Annotated in this window: 16 protein-coding genes; 5 read left to right on the forward strand and 11 right to left on the reverse strand. The window is 61.6% G+C overall.

The features are described 5' to 3' along the window. Window positions 1-3: 3 nt before the first annotated feature. On the reverse strand, window positions 4-372 hold the full coding sequence (gene sdhD, locus HNP49_RS09580; RefSeq protein WP_095938719.1) for a succinate dehydrogenase, hydrophobic membrane anchor protein: 369 nt from the start codon (window positions 370-372) through the stop codon (window positions 4-6). Next, window positions 366-752: a succinate dehydrogenase, cytochrome b556 subunit gene (gene sdhC, locus HNP49_RS09585; RefSeq protein WP_184682734.1), complete on the reverse strand. Its 387-nt coding sequence runs from the start codon at window positions 750-752 to the stop codon at window positions 366-368. The genes sdhD and sdhC overlap by 7 nt, the downstream gene beginning before the upstream one ends. Before the next feature lie 348 nt (window positions 753-1,100). Between sdhC and gltA the strand changes: the two genes are divergently transcribed. After that, a complete protein-coding gene (gene gltA, locus HNP49_RS09590; RefSeq protein ID WP_184682736.1) occupies window positions 1,101-2,390 on the forward strand; it encodes a citrate synthase in 1,290 nt (429 codons plus the stop codon). Window positions 2,391-2,451: 61 nt separating this feature from the next. Here the strand turns inward: gltA and HNP49_RS09595 are convergent, their stop codons facing one another. Both HNP49_RS09595 and HNP49_RS09600 read right to left on the reverse strand, forming a co-directional pair. Further along, entirely contained in the window at window positions 2,452-3,060 is a 609-nt protein-coding gene (locus tag HNP49_RS09595) for an START domain-containing protein (RefSeq protein WP_184682738.1), read from the reverse strand. Between the two features lie 54 nt (window positions 3,061-3,114). Beyond that, the gene (locus HNP49_RS09600) at window positions 3,115-3,369 is read right to left on the reverse strand and encodes a YkgJ family cysteine cluster protein (RefSeq protein ID WP_184682740.1); all 255 of its coding nucleotides are present in this window, start codon (window positions 3,367-3,369) and stop codon (window positions 3,115-3,117) included. Window positions 3,370-3,505: 136 nt separating this feature from the next. Between HNP49_RS09600 and HNP49_RS09605 the strand changes: the two genes are divergently transcribed. Continuing rightward, window positions 3,506-3,847 (forward strand): DMT family protein, encoded by a 342-nt coding sequence (locus tag HNP49_RS09605; RefSeq protein ID WP_184682742.1) that lies wholly within the window; start codon window positions 3,506-3,508, stop codon window positions 3,845-3,847. A 1-nt stretch (window position 3,848) separates the two neighbouring features. Here the strand turns inward: HNP49_RS09605 and HNP49_RS09610 are convergent, their stop codons facing one another. After that, entirely contained in the window at window positions 3,849-4,721 is an 873-nt protein-coding gene (locus HNP49_RS09610) for an NAD(P)-dependent oxidoreductase (RefSeq protein ID WP_184682744.1), read from the reverse strand. Between the two features lie 150 nt (window positions 4,722-4,871). Here HNP49_RS09610 and HNP49_RS09615 point away from each other — a divergent pair, with 150 nt between their 5' ends. Both HNP49_RS09615 and HNP49_RS09620 read left to right on the forward strand, forming a co-directional pair. Continuing rightward, entirely contained in the window at window positions 4,872-5,429 is a 558-nt protein-coding gene (locus tag HNP49_RS09615) for an exonuclease domain-containing protein (protein WP_184682746.1), read from the forward strand. A gap of 64 nt (window positions 5,430-5,493) precedes the next feature. Then, entirely contained in the window at window positions 5,494-5,775 is a 282-nt protein-coding gene (locus tag HNP49_RS09620; RefSeq protein ID WP_184682748.1) for a pyrimidine/purine nucleoside phosphorylase, read from the forward strand. A gap of 113 nt (window positions 5,776-5,888) precedes the next feature. Here HNP49_RS09620 and HNP49_RS18830 read toward each other — a convergent pair whose 3' ends face one another. Next, complete coding sequence (locus HNP49_RS18830) at window positions 5,889-6,155, reverse strand: hypothetical protein (RefSeq protein WP_184683453.1); 267 nt, start codon at window positions 6,153-6,155, stop codon at window positions 5,889-5,891. Here HNP49_RS18830 and HNP49_RS18645 point away from each other — a divergent pair. Then, entirely contained in the window at window positions 6,042-10,016 is a 3,975-nt protein-coding gene (locus tag HNP49_RS18645) for a DUF4347 domain-containing protein (RefSeq protein ID WP_311772108.1), read from the forward strand. The genes HNP49_RS18830 and HNP49_RS18645 overlap by 114 nt on opposite strands. Window positions 10,017-10,055: 39 nt before the next feature. On the opposite strand, the gene HNP49_RS09655 is transcribed toward HNP49_RS18645, so the two are convergent. From HNP49_RS09655 to HNP49_RS09675, 5 genes are read right to left on the reverse strand one after another with little or no spacing between them, the layout of a single operon-like run. Continuing rightward, a complete protein-coding gene (locus HNP49_RS09655; protein WP_184682750.1) occupies window positions 10,056-11,150 on the reverse strand; it encodes a saccharopine dehydrogenase family protein in 1,095 nt (364 codons plus the stop codon). A gap of 3 nt (window positions 11,151-11,153) precedes the next feature. Beyond that, window positions 11,154-12,914, reverse strand: coding sequence for an ABC transporter transmembrane domain-containing protein (locus HNP49_RS09660; protein WP_184682752.1), 1,761 nt, complete (start codon window positions 12,912-12,914; stop codon window positions 11,154-11,156). Window positions 12,915-12,926: 12 nt separating this feature from the next. Further along, window positions 12,927-13,319, reverse strand: a complete 393-nt coding sequence (locus HNP49_RS09665; protein WP_184682754.1) for a DoxX-like family protein — start codon at window positions 13,317-13,319, stop codon at window positions 12,927-12,929. Next, the gene (locus HNP49_RS09670; protein WP_409372539.1) at window positions 13,312-13,767 is read right to left on the reverse strand and encodes a thiol-disulfide oxidoreductase DCC family protein; all 456 of its coding nucleotides are present in this window, start codon (window positions 13,765-13,767) and stop codon (window positions 13,312-13,314) included. The genes HNP49_RS09665 and HNP49_RS09670 overlap by 8 nt, the downstream gene beginning before the upstream one ends. Before the next feature lie 11 nt (window positions 13,768-13,778). After that, window positions 13,779-14,915 carry an ATP-NAD kinase family protein gene (locus HNP49_RS09675; protein ID WP_184682758.1) on the reverse strand — a complete coding sequence of 379 codons (1,137 nt, stop codon included), beginning with the start codon at window positions 14,913-14,915 and terminating at the stop codon, window positions 13,779-13,781. Window positions 14,916-14,984: the final 69 nt, after the last annotated feature.

The following is a 14,984-nucleotide window of genomic DNA, read 5'->3' on the forward strand; positions in this document are numbered from 1 at the left end:
GAATCAGATACCCCAGAGAATCTGTACGCCCCAGACGAACAGCACGAACATTGCCATGCCGCAGAACGCCTGAACGAGGAAACGCACGCCAGTGGCCCACTTGCCCAGCGCCATGTGGGTCAGGTAGTCAGTGGTGATGGTCCACATGCCGACCCATGCGTGCACCGCGATGGAGAGCATGGCCAGCAGACTGAAGATGCGCATCCAGTTCTGGGAGAACAGACCATGCCAGTCGGCATAGGTCACGCCCGGATTGGCTACCAGATAGCCAAGCAGGAAGAGGAAATAAGCCGCGAGAACGACCGCAGAAACGCGTTGAGCCATCCAATCGTAGAGACCCGAACGCGAGAAGTTCGTGACGTTGGTTACCATACCCACACCCCCACCAGCACGATCAGCACCGCCGAGATGGCGATGACGAGCTTGGAGCCCAGCTTGCCGCCTTCCAGCGACTCACCGATGCCCATGTCCATGATCAAGTGGCGCACACCGGCCACCAGGTGATACAGCAGGGCGGACAGAAGGCCCCAGGTCACGAACTTAGCCAGCGGACTGGTCAGGCATTCTTTCACCTGCGCGAAGCCTTCCTCGGACGCCAGCGACTTGTCCAGTGCATAAAGCAGCACGGCCAGGCCGACGAACAGGATGACACCGGATACGCGGTGCAGAATGGAGGTATAAGCAGTGATCGGGAGTTTGATAGTCCTAAGATCTAGGTTTACAGGTCGTTGGCTATTCACGGCTTTTTTCACACTGAGGCCCCAATACCGCAGGGCAAGTTGTCGGGAAGTGCACTGGTCAGGTACCCCTTCACCAAGGGAGTGCTGCCAACCATAGACAGGGGCAGAATCCCGCCTACGGTCGGTGGTCGAGTATAGACAGTTAGCCAGCTAATAACAACGCGACAACCCCTCCCTAAAAGCGGATTGCGCGGGCTAAAAAAATGGCGTATTAGCCGCCTTTTCTGTTCAATTTTTTGCACGCAAACCCTTCTGCCGCCTGGGTTTTCGCAAATTGACATTAATTTTTATGGCTCTATAGTGTCGCCAGCCCTGCGTGGGGGGCAGTCAGATGATTTCAAGCATTAATTAGGAGGCCACATGGCTGACAAAAAAGCGCAGTTGATCATCGAGGGCGCTGCCCCCGTCGAACTGCCCGTTCTGAGTGGCACCGTGGGGCCGGACGTGATCGATGTGCGTGGCCTGACCGCTACCGGTCACTTCACTTTTGACCCGGGCTTCATGTCCACCGCCTCCTGCGAGTCGAAGATCACCTACATCGACGGTGACAAGGGCATCCTGCTGCACCGCGGCTACCCGATCGAGCAACTAGCTGAAAGCTCCGACTACCTGGAGACCTGCTACCTGCTGCTCAACGGCGAACTGCCGAACGCCGCGCAGAAAGAGAAGTTCGTCAGCACCATCAAGAACCACACCATGGTTCACGAGCAGCTCAAGAGCTTCTTCAACGGCTTCCGCCGTGACGCCCACCCGATGGCGATCATGTGTGGCGTAGTCGGCGCCCTCTCCGCCTTCTACCACGACTCCCTGGACATCAATAATCCGCAGCACCGCGAAATCTCCGCGATGCGCCTGATTGCCAAGATCCCGACCATCGCCGCCATGGCTTATAAGTACTCCACTGGCCAGCCGATGATGTATCCGCGCAACGACCTGAACTACGCGGAAAACTTCCTGCACATGATGTTCAACACCCCGTGCGAGATCAAACCGATCAGCCCGGTACTGTCCAAGGCCATGGACCGCATCTTCGTCCTGCACGCCGACCATGAGCAGAACGCGTCGACCTCCACCGTACGCCTGGCTGGCTCCTCCGGTGCCAACCCGTTCGCCTGTATCGCTTCCGGCATTGCCGCGCTCTGGGGCCCGGCTCACGGCGGCGCCAACGAGGCTGTTCTGACCATGCTGGACGAGATCGGCAGTGTCGAGAACATCGACAAGTTCATCGCCAAGGCCAAGGACAAGAACGATCCGTTCAAGCTGATGGGCTTCGGTCACCGCGTTTACAAGAACCGTGACCCGCGCGCCACTGTGATGAAGAAGACCTGCGACGAAGTGCTGGCCGAACTGGGCATCAAGAACGACCCGCAGCTGCAGCTGGCCATGCGCCTGGAAGAGATCGCCCTCACCGATCCGTACTTCAAGGAACGCAACCTGTACCCGAACGTCGACTTCTACTCGGGCATCATCCTCAAGGCGATCGGCATTCCGACCAGCATGTTCACCGTGATCTTCGCCCTGGCTCGCACCGTCGGCTGGATCTCGCACTGGAAGGAAATGCTCTCCAGCCCGTACAAGATTGGCCGCCCGCGCCAGCTGTACACCGGCTACGAGCAGCGCAACTACGTCAAGGTGGAAGAGCGCAACTAAGCGCCCTTTCCTTCGACATGAAAAACGGGAGCCTCGGCTCCCGTTTTTTATTGCCTGTCGTTCAGCGCTTTTCGGCAAGCGCGCGCAACTTCTCCAAGGTCAGGTACGGCGCATCGACCACGAAGCTGTTGGCCAGCCAGGAGGGAATGCTGCCGCCCGGCTCGGTATGTACCTGATAGAGCGCCTCAACCTGGCCATCGGCCTTTGGCGTGAACTTCCAGATGCCCTCGACCTTGCTCACCCGCACAAAGCCCTTCTCTTCCGGCACGTAGGTCGGCACGCCCTTGAGGTGACGAGTGATGCTGCCGTCAGTGCCTTCCTCTGTCGTGACCTCCATGACTGAATCACGCGGCGTCACCGGCCAGGGCGTATTGAAGCGCGTGTAGGTCCAGTGCTTGTCGCCTTCGGCCTTCAGCGACTTCTGCTCACGGCACTCGTGAATCCAGGCACAGGAGCCTGCCACGTCTTCCTGCAGTTTGCGCAGGCTGGCCATGTCAGCCTTGATCAGCGTAACGCCGCGATAGGCCTTGTACTTAGATCCCGGCACGCTGTTGAGGTAGACCTGAATGCCATCCTCATCCTTGGCCAGCTTCCACTCTTCAGCCTGTGCACCAGCGGCAGCCAGAACCAGCACCGCACAAGCGGCGGAGACACCACGCAACATTCCCATCAACCCACTCCTCACAAAAACCATTATTCGGTCGAATCGTTCCATCCGACCGTACTAAATCGCCGTTGCCTGTTCCAGCCAGCCAAGGAGGCGAAGCGCCTCCTCACGTGAGCCACCACAGACCATCTCGTCAGGCTTGAATCCGAGACACACCGCAGGTCGCTCCGGCAAGCCGAACAGGCGACAAAAGTCCCTCTCATCCAGCTGCACGCATCGCTCACCCGCCGCCTTGCCATTGGGCATTCCGGGAATGGGTGAACTGATGGAGGGAGCAATGCAGCAAGCCCCACAGCCAGCACGACACTCCATGAAAACCTCCCACATCATCGAAGGGCGGCGATAGTAACGCCAACACCGCACGGGCGGCAGCCCTGCTACTCAGATTGCCCTTGGCGCATGACCGCCAGCTGATTAGGCTTGCCGTTTTTCCCTGCGAGAACCCGCCATGCCGGTCTGGATGCAAACCGCCGCCCTGCTCTGTCTGTCCAATCTGTTCATGACTTTCGCCTGGTACGGCCACCTCAAGACCCTCGGCAGCAAGCCCTGGTATATCGCCGCTCTGATCTGCTGGGGCATCGCCCTGTTCGAATACCTGATCATGGTGCCGGCCAACCGCATCGGCTACACCGAACTGTCGGTTGGCCAGCTGAAGATCATGCAGGAAGTCATCACCCTGGCGATCTTCGTGCCCTTCAGCGTGCTGTACATGCAGCAGCCGCTGAAACTGGACTACCTATGGGCCGGTTTATGCCTGCTCGGCGCGGTGTACTTCATCTTCCGCAGCTGAATCAGGCCTTGCGCTTGAGCCGGGCAATCAGGCTGGAGGTATCCCAGCGCCCGCCACCCATGGCCTGCACATCGGCGTAAAACTGATCGACCAGCGCCGTCACCGGCAACTGCGCGCCATTGCCGCGCGCCTCGTCGAGGACGATGGCAAAGTCCTTGCGCATCCAGTCGACGGCAAAGCCGAAGTCGAATTTGCCCGCCAACATGGTCTGGTGCCGATGCTCCAGCTGCCAGGACTGCGCCGCGCCCTTGCTGATAACCTCCATCGCCGCCTCGGCATCCAGGCCGGCGCACTGGGCAAAATGCAGCGCCTCGGAAAGCCCCTGAAGCAACCCGCCGATGCAGATCTGATTGACCATCTTGGTCAGTTGACCGCTGCCCACCGGGCCCATCAGACGACTCATCCGCGCATAGCTGTCGATGACCGGCTCAGCTCGCTGAAAGAACACCGCTTCACCGCCCACCATGATGGTCAGCAGGCCATTCTCTGCGCCGGCCTGACCGCCGGAAACCGGCGCATCGAGAAAACCCACCTCGCGCTCGGCGGCCTGCACCGCCAGCTCGCGGGCGACATCGGCCGATGCGGTGGTGTGATCCACCAGAATGCTGCCGGCCGCCATGCCGGCCAAAGCCCCCTCAGCGCCCAGCACCACCTGGCGCAGATCATCGTCATTGCCGACACACACCATCACCAGCTCGACGCCCAACGCCGCCTCACGCGGCGTGGCAGCGATCTCGCCACCGTACTGCTCCTGCCACTGCAGTGCTCGTGCCGTGGTGCGGTTGTACACCGTCACCTCATGCCCCTGACAGGCCAGGTGCCCCGCCATCGGGTAACCCATGACGCCCAGCCCGATAAATGCCACCTTAGCCATCGGTCACTCCTCCGTTCGCAATGCTGCGAGCCTAGGTGCTGTTGGCGTTTTCGCGCAAGCCGCGTTACCGGTACAAGGCCTGCCCCGGCGACACGGTTTGCTCGCCATGAAAAGCCCCTCCATACTGCAGCGACTGTCATGGAGGACGCTATGTCGCACTGGCTTGTGATCGATCTGGAAGCCACCACCGAAGAAGGCGGCTGGCCACTGGAGGAAATGGAAATCATCGAAATCGGCGCCAGCCTGGTCGACAGCAATGGCCGCGAGCTGGATCACTTCCAGCGTTTCGTCTGCCCCCAGCGACGCCCTCTGCTCACCAGTTTCTGCCGTCAACTCACCCATATCCAGCAGGCCCAGATCGACGGTGCCGAACGCTTTGCCGTGGTCTGGGCCAGCTTCGAGCAGTGGCTCGCTCCGCACCTTCCACGTCTGGCCGGCTGGCTCAGCTGGGGTGACTATGACCGCCGGCAGATTGCTCAGGAGTGCCGACAGCACCAGCTCGACAGCGCCTTCCTGCAGATCCCTCATTACAATCTCAAGCAGTGCTTTGCCGAAAGCCGCCAGTTGAAGCGCCAAGTCGGTCTGAATACCGCCTTGCAACTGGCCGGCCTGCACTTTCAGGGCACCCAGCACCGCGCCCTGGAAGACGCCCGCAACACCGCGCGCCTGCTGCCCCTGACCCGCCTGACGGAGCGCCCACTGGCCTAGTGACTGGGGCAGCCGGCTTGGGCATACTGGCCGCCCTTTTTTAACCCCCTTCCGAGGAATCCCCATGTTCAAGGTCAACGAGTACTTCGACGGCACCGTCAAATCCATCGCCTTCGGCATGAGCGAAGGCCCGGCCACCATCGGCGTGATGGCCCCGGGCGAGTACGAGTTCGGCACCAGCCAACTGGAAGTCATGCACGTGGTTGCCGGCGCCCTGACCGTCAAGCTGCCGGGCAGCGACAGCTGGGAAACCTTCGCCGCCGGCAGCAAGTTCACCGTGCCGGCCAACAGCAAGTTCCAGCTGAAAGTCGCCGAAGACACCGCCTATCTGTGCGAATACCGCTGATAGCGACTCCTTAAATAAAAAACCGGCCTAAATGGCCGGTTTTTTATTTCCGGTATTGAGTGAACCTTTTGCCATTACGCATAATCACGATCAACCAGTACCGACGTACTGAATCACTCATCAAGCGTTTCACCGACTGACCATGATGGCCAGTGCCCGAAACCTGATGCATCGGACGCAACTTTTTTCGAGACAGAGCCATGAGCCTTGCGCATGTATTCTTTATTGACGCACGTGTCGTCGATCCGCAAACCCTGATCGCCAATCTGCCGGAAGGCAGCCAGTGGTTCATCCTCGACGAAGTCGAGGACGGTCTGCAGCAGATGGCCCGCCTGCTCGCCCCGTTTCAGCAACTTCAGAGCATCCAGATCCTTTCGCACGCAGCTCCTGGCAGCGTGCAACTGGGCGGCAGCCTGCTCGACCAGCAGTCGCTGCAAGCCCAATCCCTGCTGCTGCAACAGATCGGCAGCCACCTGAATAGCGACGGCGACCTGCTGCTCTACGGCTGCAACCTGGCCGGCAACCAGCAGGGCGAACTGCTGCTGGAAACCCTGGCGCAATTGACCCAGGCCGATGTAGCCGCCTCCACCGACCTGACCGGCACGGGTGGCGACTGGACCCTGGAGTGGCGCAGCGGCGAGCTGCAAAGCGCCAGCCTCAGCGCACCGCATTACCTGCACAACCTGGCGGTGATCGAGGATGAAAACCCCTTCGTAAATAATTACCTCCATGGCACTGCAGCAAACGACACCCTGATTGGCGGACTAGGCAGTGATTCGCTGTATGGCAGCAGTGGAAACGATCTGCTATTGGCACAGTATCAGGATGATACTTCTGAAACGGTGGGTAACTCTCTGTTCGGTGAAGAGGGCGACGATACGCTGGTGGGCGCCGACGGTAATGATTCCTTGTATGGCGGTGAAGGCAATGACTCCCTGATTGGCGGAAACGGTAATGATCTGCTGTCAGCGAACAATGGCAATGACACTCTGGAAGGTGGCGCGGGAGATGACCGCTTAGAATTCAGCCGTGGCAACTCCATGGCGGCCGGAGGGAGCGGTCGCGATACCTTTGTGATTGCCTCAGATATCTGGGACTTCAACTACAGCGAGCTTCCCCCGCCTGTCGTCACCATCAGCGATTTTGCCGTTGGCCCCGAAGGGGACCGGCTCGACCTGAGCCAGCTTTTGGGCTACCTGTCGGTAGCGGAGCAGCGCAACCCGTTTGCCGAAAGCAATCAGTCCCTGCGTTTACAGCAACAGGGGGATGATGCCCTATTGCAATGGTTCAACGTCAACACCGCCAGTTGGACGACCGCAGTGGTACTGAGCAGCCTGGACCTCAACAGCACCCCGCTGACCATCGACAACTTCATTCCCCCGCTATCCCCGGATGGCAGCAATCAGGGCTTGGCGCTCAACGGTGGTCAATACGCCGATATTCTCAACGGATCACGCGGTGATGACCTGCTCGTCGGCAATGGCGGTCGTGATCTGCTGAATGCAGGTTACGGCAACGACACGCTCAAAGGCGGTGATGCGGCCACCCAGGATGACAGCCATGGCAACCTGCTGTATGGCGGCGGCGGCAATGATCTACTGATTGCCAGCAATGCTGGAGACAAGCTATATGCTGATCGTTTCTTGTATGAAGGCAGCAGCCATACCTATATTCAGGATGGCAACGACACTCTGACTGGCGGAAATGGTAACGACACGCTGATAAGCGACCGCGGTAGCGATGTGTTGAGTGGCGGGGCCGGTGATGATGTATTTCAGTGGGACGTCGAATCACAAGTCACCATGACCGGCGGGGCCGGAGCGGACACCTATGTACTCCCAAGCTCCACTTGGGGCACCCCATCCGCGTTGGTGGCGGACTTTGTATCAGGCCCCGGCGGCGACAAGATCGATATATCTAATCTTCTACGCGATCGCTCATACCTCGCCGGCAACCCTTTTAATCCAGATAATCCGCTGCTGCGCCTGGTTCAGGAAGGTGGCGATGCACTGCTGCAACTCAAAGACGACAGCAGCTGGAAAACCCTTCTGACGCTACAGAACCTTGACCCCTCGGCGACCCCGCTGACCCGTGAAAACTTTATCCCCGACTTCCCGCTGGATGGCAGCACTCTCGGCTACAGCCTGAGCGGAACCGAATCAGCCGATACCCTGACCGGCAGCTTTGTGAACGACCACCTGATGGGACTGGCAGGCAACGACCTGTTGCTTGGCAAGCAGGGCAACGACTACCTAGATGGTGGCAGCGGCGCCGATACGCTGAAAGGTGGCTCCGGCAGCGATACCTACATCATCGATAACGTCGGGGATGTCATTGATGAGAGCGATGAGCTGTTCGGTGACTATCGCTATAACGAAACTAATACCGTAATCAGCTCTATCACTTATTCCACCGCCAGCATCAGTGGTATTCAGGCCATTCAATTGAGCGGTGAGGCCAACATCAACGCCTGGGGCGGGCGAGGCACGACCTCTATCACCGGTAACGCCGGTAATAACCGACTGACCAGCGAATATAACGGCTACAGCACCCTGGATGGTGGCCAAGGTGCCGACACCCTGGTCGGTTATGGCTACGGCGCTAACACCTATGTGGTCGACAATGTCAACGATCAGATCATTGAGCAATACGACTACGACTACGGCTACAGGGACACCGTCCAGGCCAGCCTTAGCTGGACGCTGAACGGCGTAGTGGAAGACCTGCTGCTCACCGGTTCAGAAGCCATCAACGGCACCGGCAACGCCAATAGCAACCGCATAACCGGCAATGCTGCCGCCAACGTTCTGAACGGTGCGGGCGGGGCCGACACCCTGATCGGCGGGCTCGGTAATGATCTCTATCTGGTTGATAACGGCGCGGATGTCATTCAGGAAACCAGCACTCTCACAGGTGAAACGGACTCGGTCTGGTCCGCCGTCGGCTGGACACTGGGCAGCAACCTGGAAAACCTGCTGCTGACCGGCAGCGCCGCCATCAACGGCACCGGCAACGCGCAGAACAACAAACTGTCCGGCAATGCCGCCAATAACGTCCTGAACGGCGCTGCCGGCGCCGATACGCTGAACGGCGGACTCGGCAACGACACCTATGTCGTCGACAACGCCGGCGATGTGATTCAGGAAACCAGCACGCTGGCCACGGAGATCGATAGCGTACAGTCGTCGATTAGCTGGACTCTGGGCAATAACCTGGAAAACCTGCTGCTGACCGGCAGCGCCGCCATCAACGGCACCGGCAACGTGCTGAACAACAAACTGTCCGGCAATGCCGCCAACAACGTCCTGAACGGCGCCGCCGGCGCCGACACGTTGAATGGCGGACTCGGTAACGACACCTATGTCGTCGACAACGCCGGCGATGTGATTCAGGAAACCAGCACGCTGGCCGCGGAAATCGACAGCGTGCAAGCTGCGCTGAGCTGGACCCTGGGCAGCAACCTGGAAAACCTACTGCTCACCGGTAGCGCCGCCATCAACGGTACCGGCAATGGCCTGAACAACAAGCTCACCGGCAATGCCGCCAACAACGTCCTCAACGGCGCCGCCGGCGCCGACACGTTGAATGGCGGACTCGGTAACGACACCTATGTCGTCGACAACGCCGGCGATGTGATTCAGGAAACCAGCACGCTGGCCGCGGAGATCGATAGCGTACAGTCGTCGATTAGCTGGACTCTGGGCAATAACCTGGAAAACCTCCTGCTCACCGGCAGTGCCGCCATCAATGGCACCGGCAACGCGCTGAACAACACGCTCACCGGCAATACCGCTAATAATCTGCTCAATGGCTCGGCTGGCCACGACAAGATCGATGGTGGCGCCGGTAACGACATTCTCAAAGGCGGCAGCGGAAACGACACCCTCATAGGTGGCAGTGGCGTTGATCAACTGTTCGGCGAAACCGAGGCGGACCGCTTCAGCTTCCTCAAGCTGTCGGACCTGAGTGTGGGTAGCAACCGTGATGTCATTCAGGACTTCAGCAGCGCACAGGGCGACAAGATCGATCTCTCCGCACTGGACGCTGTGCTGGCCTCAACAGGCACCAATGAAGCCTTCACCTTTATCGGATCGGCGGCGTTTTCTGCAACCAATGCGAGCGCTCAACTACGCTTCAGCGATGGTGTTCTGTATGGCAGCGTCAACGCCGACAGCGCGGCCGAATTCGAAATACGCCTGGTAGGGGTGGCCTCACTGCAAAGCAGCGACTTCATTCTCTGACTTCAGCTGAAGCAAAAACCGGCCTCGATGGCCGGTTTTTTATGCCTGACGCAGCTCAACACTGATGGCGAATCCTGCCAGTTCCGCCAGGTATTCCTCGACGCTGAGCAGCCCCAGGCATGGCTGAGCACCGCTGAGTTCAAGCTGCCCAATCGCCATCTTGCGCACCAGCGCCACGGCGGCCATGCACGGGATGTTCGGGCCATCGTTCCCCAATGCCAATAGCTCCCAGCACAACGTAAGTGGCTGTCCATCCGTCCCCGCGCCAGTCAGCTCGACAAACATGCCTGAATAACCATCACCCAGGGGTTCCAAGCGCTGGGCGATACCCCGCAGCAGCGGGGCCAGCGGCAAGGCGCTTGGCAACAGGCGACTGCGCACCAGCCAGGACAGTATCCAGGTACCGAACTGGGTCAGACGCAGCCCCACACCGGCACTGAAGCGCACCGTCTGCACGCTGGGATAGCGCTGCGGAAACAGCTCCAGATCGGGCACGTCGCAATTGACCATCCAGCGCGCCCCCATGGGCGAGCGAAAAGCGTGCCGGCGCGGTTCCTGCCAGCCATAGACGGTTTGCCAGCGCCCCGCCCGCCACTGCCGGAACGCTTTGCCGCAATAACTGAGAACCGCCTGCAACGTCGACAGACCCGGGGTCTTCTCCGATGAGCTGATGCCATGCTCGATGCCGTCGAGCCGGGCAAAGCGTGGCAGCAGGCTGTCGACGACCGCTGCACTCAACGCTGGAACCGAGCTCGCGCCGCTGCAGAGCAGAACGCCGGCCTCACGCGCCGCCTGATCCAGGCCACGGATACCGCAGACAAAATCGCGCGCATCAGCCAGATCGATGTAATGCGCGCCGGCGTTCATGCAGGCCTCGGCCACCCGGTAATCCTGCCCCTGGAACGGACCAACCGTGGAAATCACCAGATTGGCGCCGAGTTCCCGCAAGCGCTGCGCCAGGCTTGGCTGAGTGATATCCAGGGCCACGCCCTGCCCTCCGACGGCTTCCGCCAGCGCTCTGGCCTTGCCCTGATCGCGCCCGGCCACCAATACTTCGACACCGGCAATGGCGGCAATCGCCCGCACGATCACCTGGCCGAAGTTGCCATATCCCCCCAGTACCAGCACACGCATGGACTACTCCCTGTCGACTTCGAATTGCAGTTCGGCCAGCCGCGCATACAGCGGATCGCTCTCGATCAGCTGCGCATGCCGGCCAATGGCGCGGATGCGCCCATGTTCCAGCACGGCGATGCGGTCGGCATCCTTGACCGTGGCCAGGCGGTGGGCGATGACCAGCGTGGTGCGCCCGGCCATCAGTTGCGGCAGGGCCTGCTGGATCAGGTGCTCGCTCTCAGCATCCAGGGCGCTGGTAGCCTCGTCCAGCAGCAGGATCGGTGCATCGGCGAGCAAGGCGCGGGCAATCGCCAGACGCTGGCGCTGACCGCCGGAAAGCCCCAGCCCCGCCTCGCCCAATGGCGTGTCGTAACCCTGCGGCAACGCAACGATGAACTCATGGGCATGGGCCGCACGGGCGGCCGCCTCAACCTCGGCATCGCTGGCATCCAGGCGACCGTAGCGCAGGTTCTCCGCCACCGTGCCGTGGAACAGCGCCGGTTGCTGCGACACCAGTGCAAAGCAGCGGCGCAGTGCGGCCGGTTCAAGCTCGGCAATGGGTACGCCGTCGAGACTGATCCGGCCCTCGTCGACATCGTGAAAACGCAGCAGCAGGTCGAACAGGGTCGATTTGCCGGCGCCTGAGGGGCCGACCAGCGCCAGGGTCTCACCGGGTCGCACCTCGAGGTCGACGCCATCCAGCGCAGGACGCTCACGCCCGGCGTACGTAAAGCGCACCCGCTCCAACTGCAAGGCACCCTGCGCGGTAGCAGGCAAGCTGCGCGGCTGCGCCGGGGCGACAATCAGGCTGCGGCTGGCCAGCAGCTCGGCGATACGCTCGGCCGCACCGGCGGCACTCTGCAGATCGCCAATCACTTCGCTCAGGGTGCCCAGGGCGCCGCCGACAATCAGGCTGTAAAACACGAACGCGGCCAGATCGCCGCCGCTGATACGGCCCTCGATCACGTCCAGGCCTCCGACCCAGAGCATCAGCCCCACGGCACCGAGCACCAGGATGATCACCACACTGATCAGCCAGGCACGCTGGGTGATGCGCCGGCGCGCGGTGGCGAAGCTCGCCTCCACCGTGGCGGCGAAGCGCTGGCGATCCTCGGCCTCGTGGCTGTAGGCCTGCACCGTCTTGATCTGACCCAGGGTCTCGGCCACGTAGCTGCCGACATCGGCTACGCGATCCTGGCTCTGCCGCGCCAGCGCGCGCACCCGCCGACCGAACAGGAGTATTGGAACCAGCACCAGCGGCAATGCCAGCACCACGATGGCCGTGAGTTTGGCGTTGGTGACAAACAGTAGGACGATGCCGCCCAGCAGCATGATGGCGTTGCGCAGCGCCAGCGACAGCGAGGAGCCGATCACCGTCTGCAGCAGGGTGGTGTCGGCGGTCAGTCGCGACTGGATCTCCGAAGCCCGGTTGGCCTCGAAGAAGCCGGGATGCAGGGTCAGCAAGTGATTGAACACACGCTGACGAATATCCGCCACCACCCGCTCAGCCAGCCAGGAGACCTGATAAAAACGCGCAAAGGTGCCGACTCCCAGCGCCAGCACCAGCAGGAGAAACAGCAGCAACGACTGCTTGAGCGCCGTCACCGACTGAGTCGCCAGGCCCTGGTCGACCAGCAGGCGAATGCCCTGACCCATCGACAAAGTGATAGCCGCGGTAAACATTAGCGCCAGCAGCGCCCCCGCTACACGCAGGCGGTAAGGCGCGATGAAACTGGCCGCGAGGCTCAGGGCAGTGCGATGACGCGAACTCAGTACAGACATGCGGACTCCAGTTCAGTCAGCCGCCAGGCGCGGCGCCGACACCCACCAGCCGATCAGGCACAGGGCCAGGCCGAGCATATTGGTGGAAAAGGGATTGAAGGCCTGCCGCAGCAGGTCCGGGGCGAACCACAGCACATCCAGCAGCAAACCCAACAACAGGACGGCACTGACCAGCAACGGCCAGCGCGCCTGCCGGAAGATCAGCAGCAGCGCGGCCCACAGCAGCTCGGCTAGACCTGCCGCATAGGCAATAGGTGCGGCGTTCGCCCACCCATGGGCGCTGATCATGCGTACCTCATCAGTACTCAGCCAGAGCAGTTTGGGCACCAGGCCGTGATAGGCGAACAGCAGGGCCAGGCTGCCACGCACCAGCCAGGCAATGCGCAGTCGCTCGGCGTCAGTCATGCAGAAAGCGGCGCTGGTGGTCGGCGTTCGGCAGCAGGCACTGCTCATGCCGGCCAAACAGGCGATAGCGGTTGCGCGCAATCGGGTCATACAGGGCGTCACGCAATGGTCCCGGAATCAGGCGCAGGCCTCCCAGCCACGACCACGGTGCCGGCAGCTGACCAACGACACGCAGCACGGCACTGGAGCGGACCCACAGCCGGCCGTTTTCCAGATAGGCCATGGTGTCAAAATGATCCCTGGGCAAACCGGCCCAACGCAGCAAGGCCTGCCCCTCGGCGGACTGCATCGAGGCCAGCTGGAACAGGGCGGCGCGATCATGCTCGATGAGGAACCGCGCCCAGCCATTGCACAGCTTGCACACACCATCGAACAGCACCACGCGGTGCTGCTCGCCAACGCAGATAGGACGCTCAGCGGGATTCAGCTGCATGGGCACTCCTTGCACACAGAGAACGATCAGGGCTGCATGCTACCTGCCGCCCACCCGAGCGGATAGAGCAGCTCTTCCTTGTACCCCGCCCACACCCGCACCGCTGCCGGGAAGCTGTCGTCCAGCACAGGGTCGCCGCTGTCGACCAGCAAGGGCCGCCCCTGCAGGGTGCCCAACTTGCGCTTGGTGGCCACCACCCGCAGGTGATCCAGGCCAATGGCGCGCACTACCCGCGGGCTGATCTGCTGATTGCCGCGCCCGAGGATATGACCCTGACCGCCGATGGCGGTGACCAGCAGCCGGCTCGGATGCCCCTCAACCAGCTCGAACAGCTGCGCCTCGGTGACGTCACGGGCCAGCACCTGACCGTTCTCGATCACATCCACGCCCAGCAGGGTGGTTTCCAGCCCCAGATTCTGCGCCAGGCCATGCAGGGTCGAGCCGGGGCCGAACACGTAGCGCACACCGTCCTCCATGCTGTCCTGCAGCCAGTCGGCCAGTTCCAGCAGCACCAGCTCCTCGGACTCCATGCCGGCCTGCTTGGTCTGCTGCATGAAGTGGCCCTCTTCCGGCACCGTCAGCTCGCCGTACCAGCGCGCGGCCACCCGCCCCTCACGCAGCGCCGCCTCGTCCAGATCCCGCACCTCTCCGCTGGCCAGACGTACCAGACCACCCTCCACCAGGCGCGCGGCCAGCTCGCCGGCGGCGCGCGGGCTGATGGCATAGACCCCGGAGTGAATCTTCACGCCCGCCGGAATGCCTAGCACCGGCTGCCCCTCACGGACCACGCTACACACATCCCGCGCCGTGCCGTCACCGCCGGCAAACAGGATCAGCGCACAGCCGGCTTCCTGCAGGCGCTGCACGGCCTGCTTTGTGTCTTCGGCGCTGGTCGCCGCGTCATTGAGGCTTCCCAGTACCTGATAAGCGAAACCAAGTTCGCGCAGCAGGTCGGCGCCCATGGCGCCGGGAAAGGTGAGGAACTGCAGGCGCTCACGCAGTGGCAACAGGCACTGCAGCGCCAGCCGGGTGCGCTCGCTGGCGCGCGGCTCGCTACCACGCGCCAGGGCTTCGGTGGCCACGCCATCGCTGCCCTTGAGGGCCGCCGGGCCGCCCAGCCCGGCCAGCGGATTGATGATCAGGCCCAGCCTGAATGCCGTCATGCGTACACCTCACACCTAACCATTCGGCGCCGATGAATAGCCGTGCGCCATAGAAAAAGCCGGCTAGCC

Origin of the sequence: Pseudomonas fluvialis (assembly GCF_014207935.1) — a bacterium.
GTDB lineage: Bacteria > Pseudomonadota > Gammaproteobacteria > Pseudomonadales > Pseudomonadaceae > Aquipseudomonas > Aquipseudomonas fluvialis_A.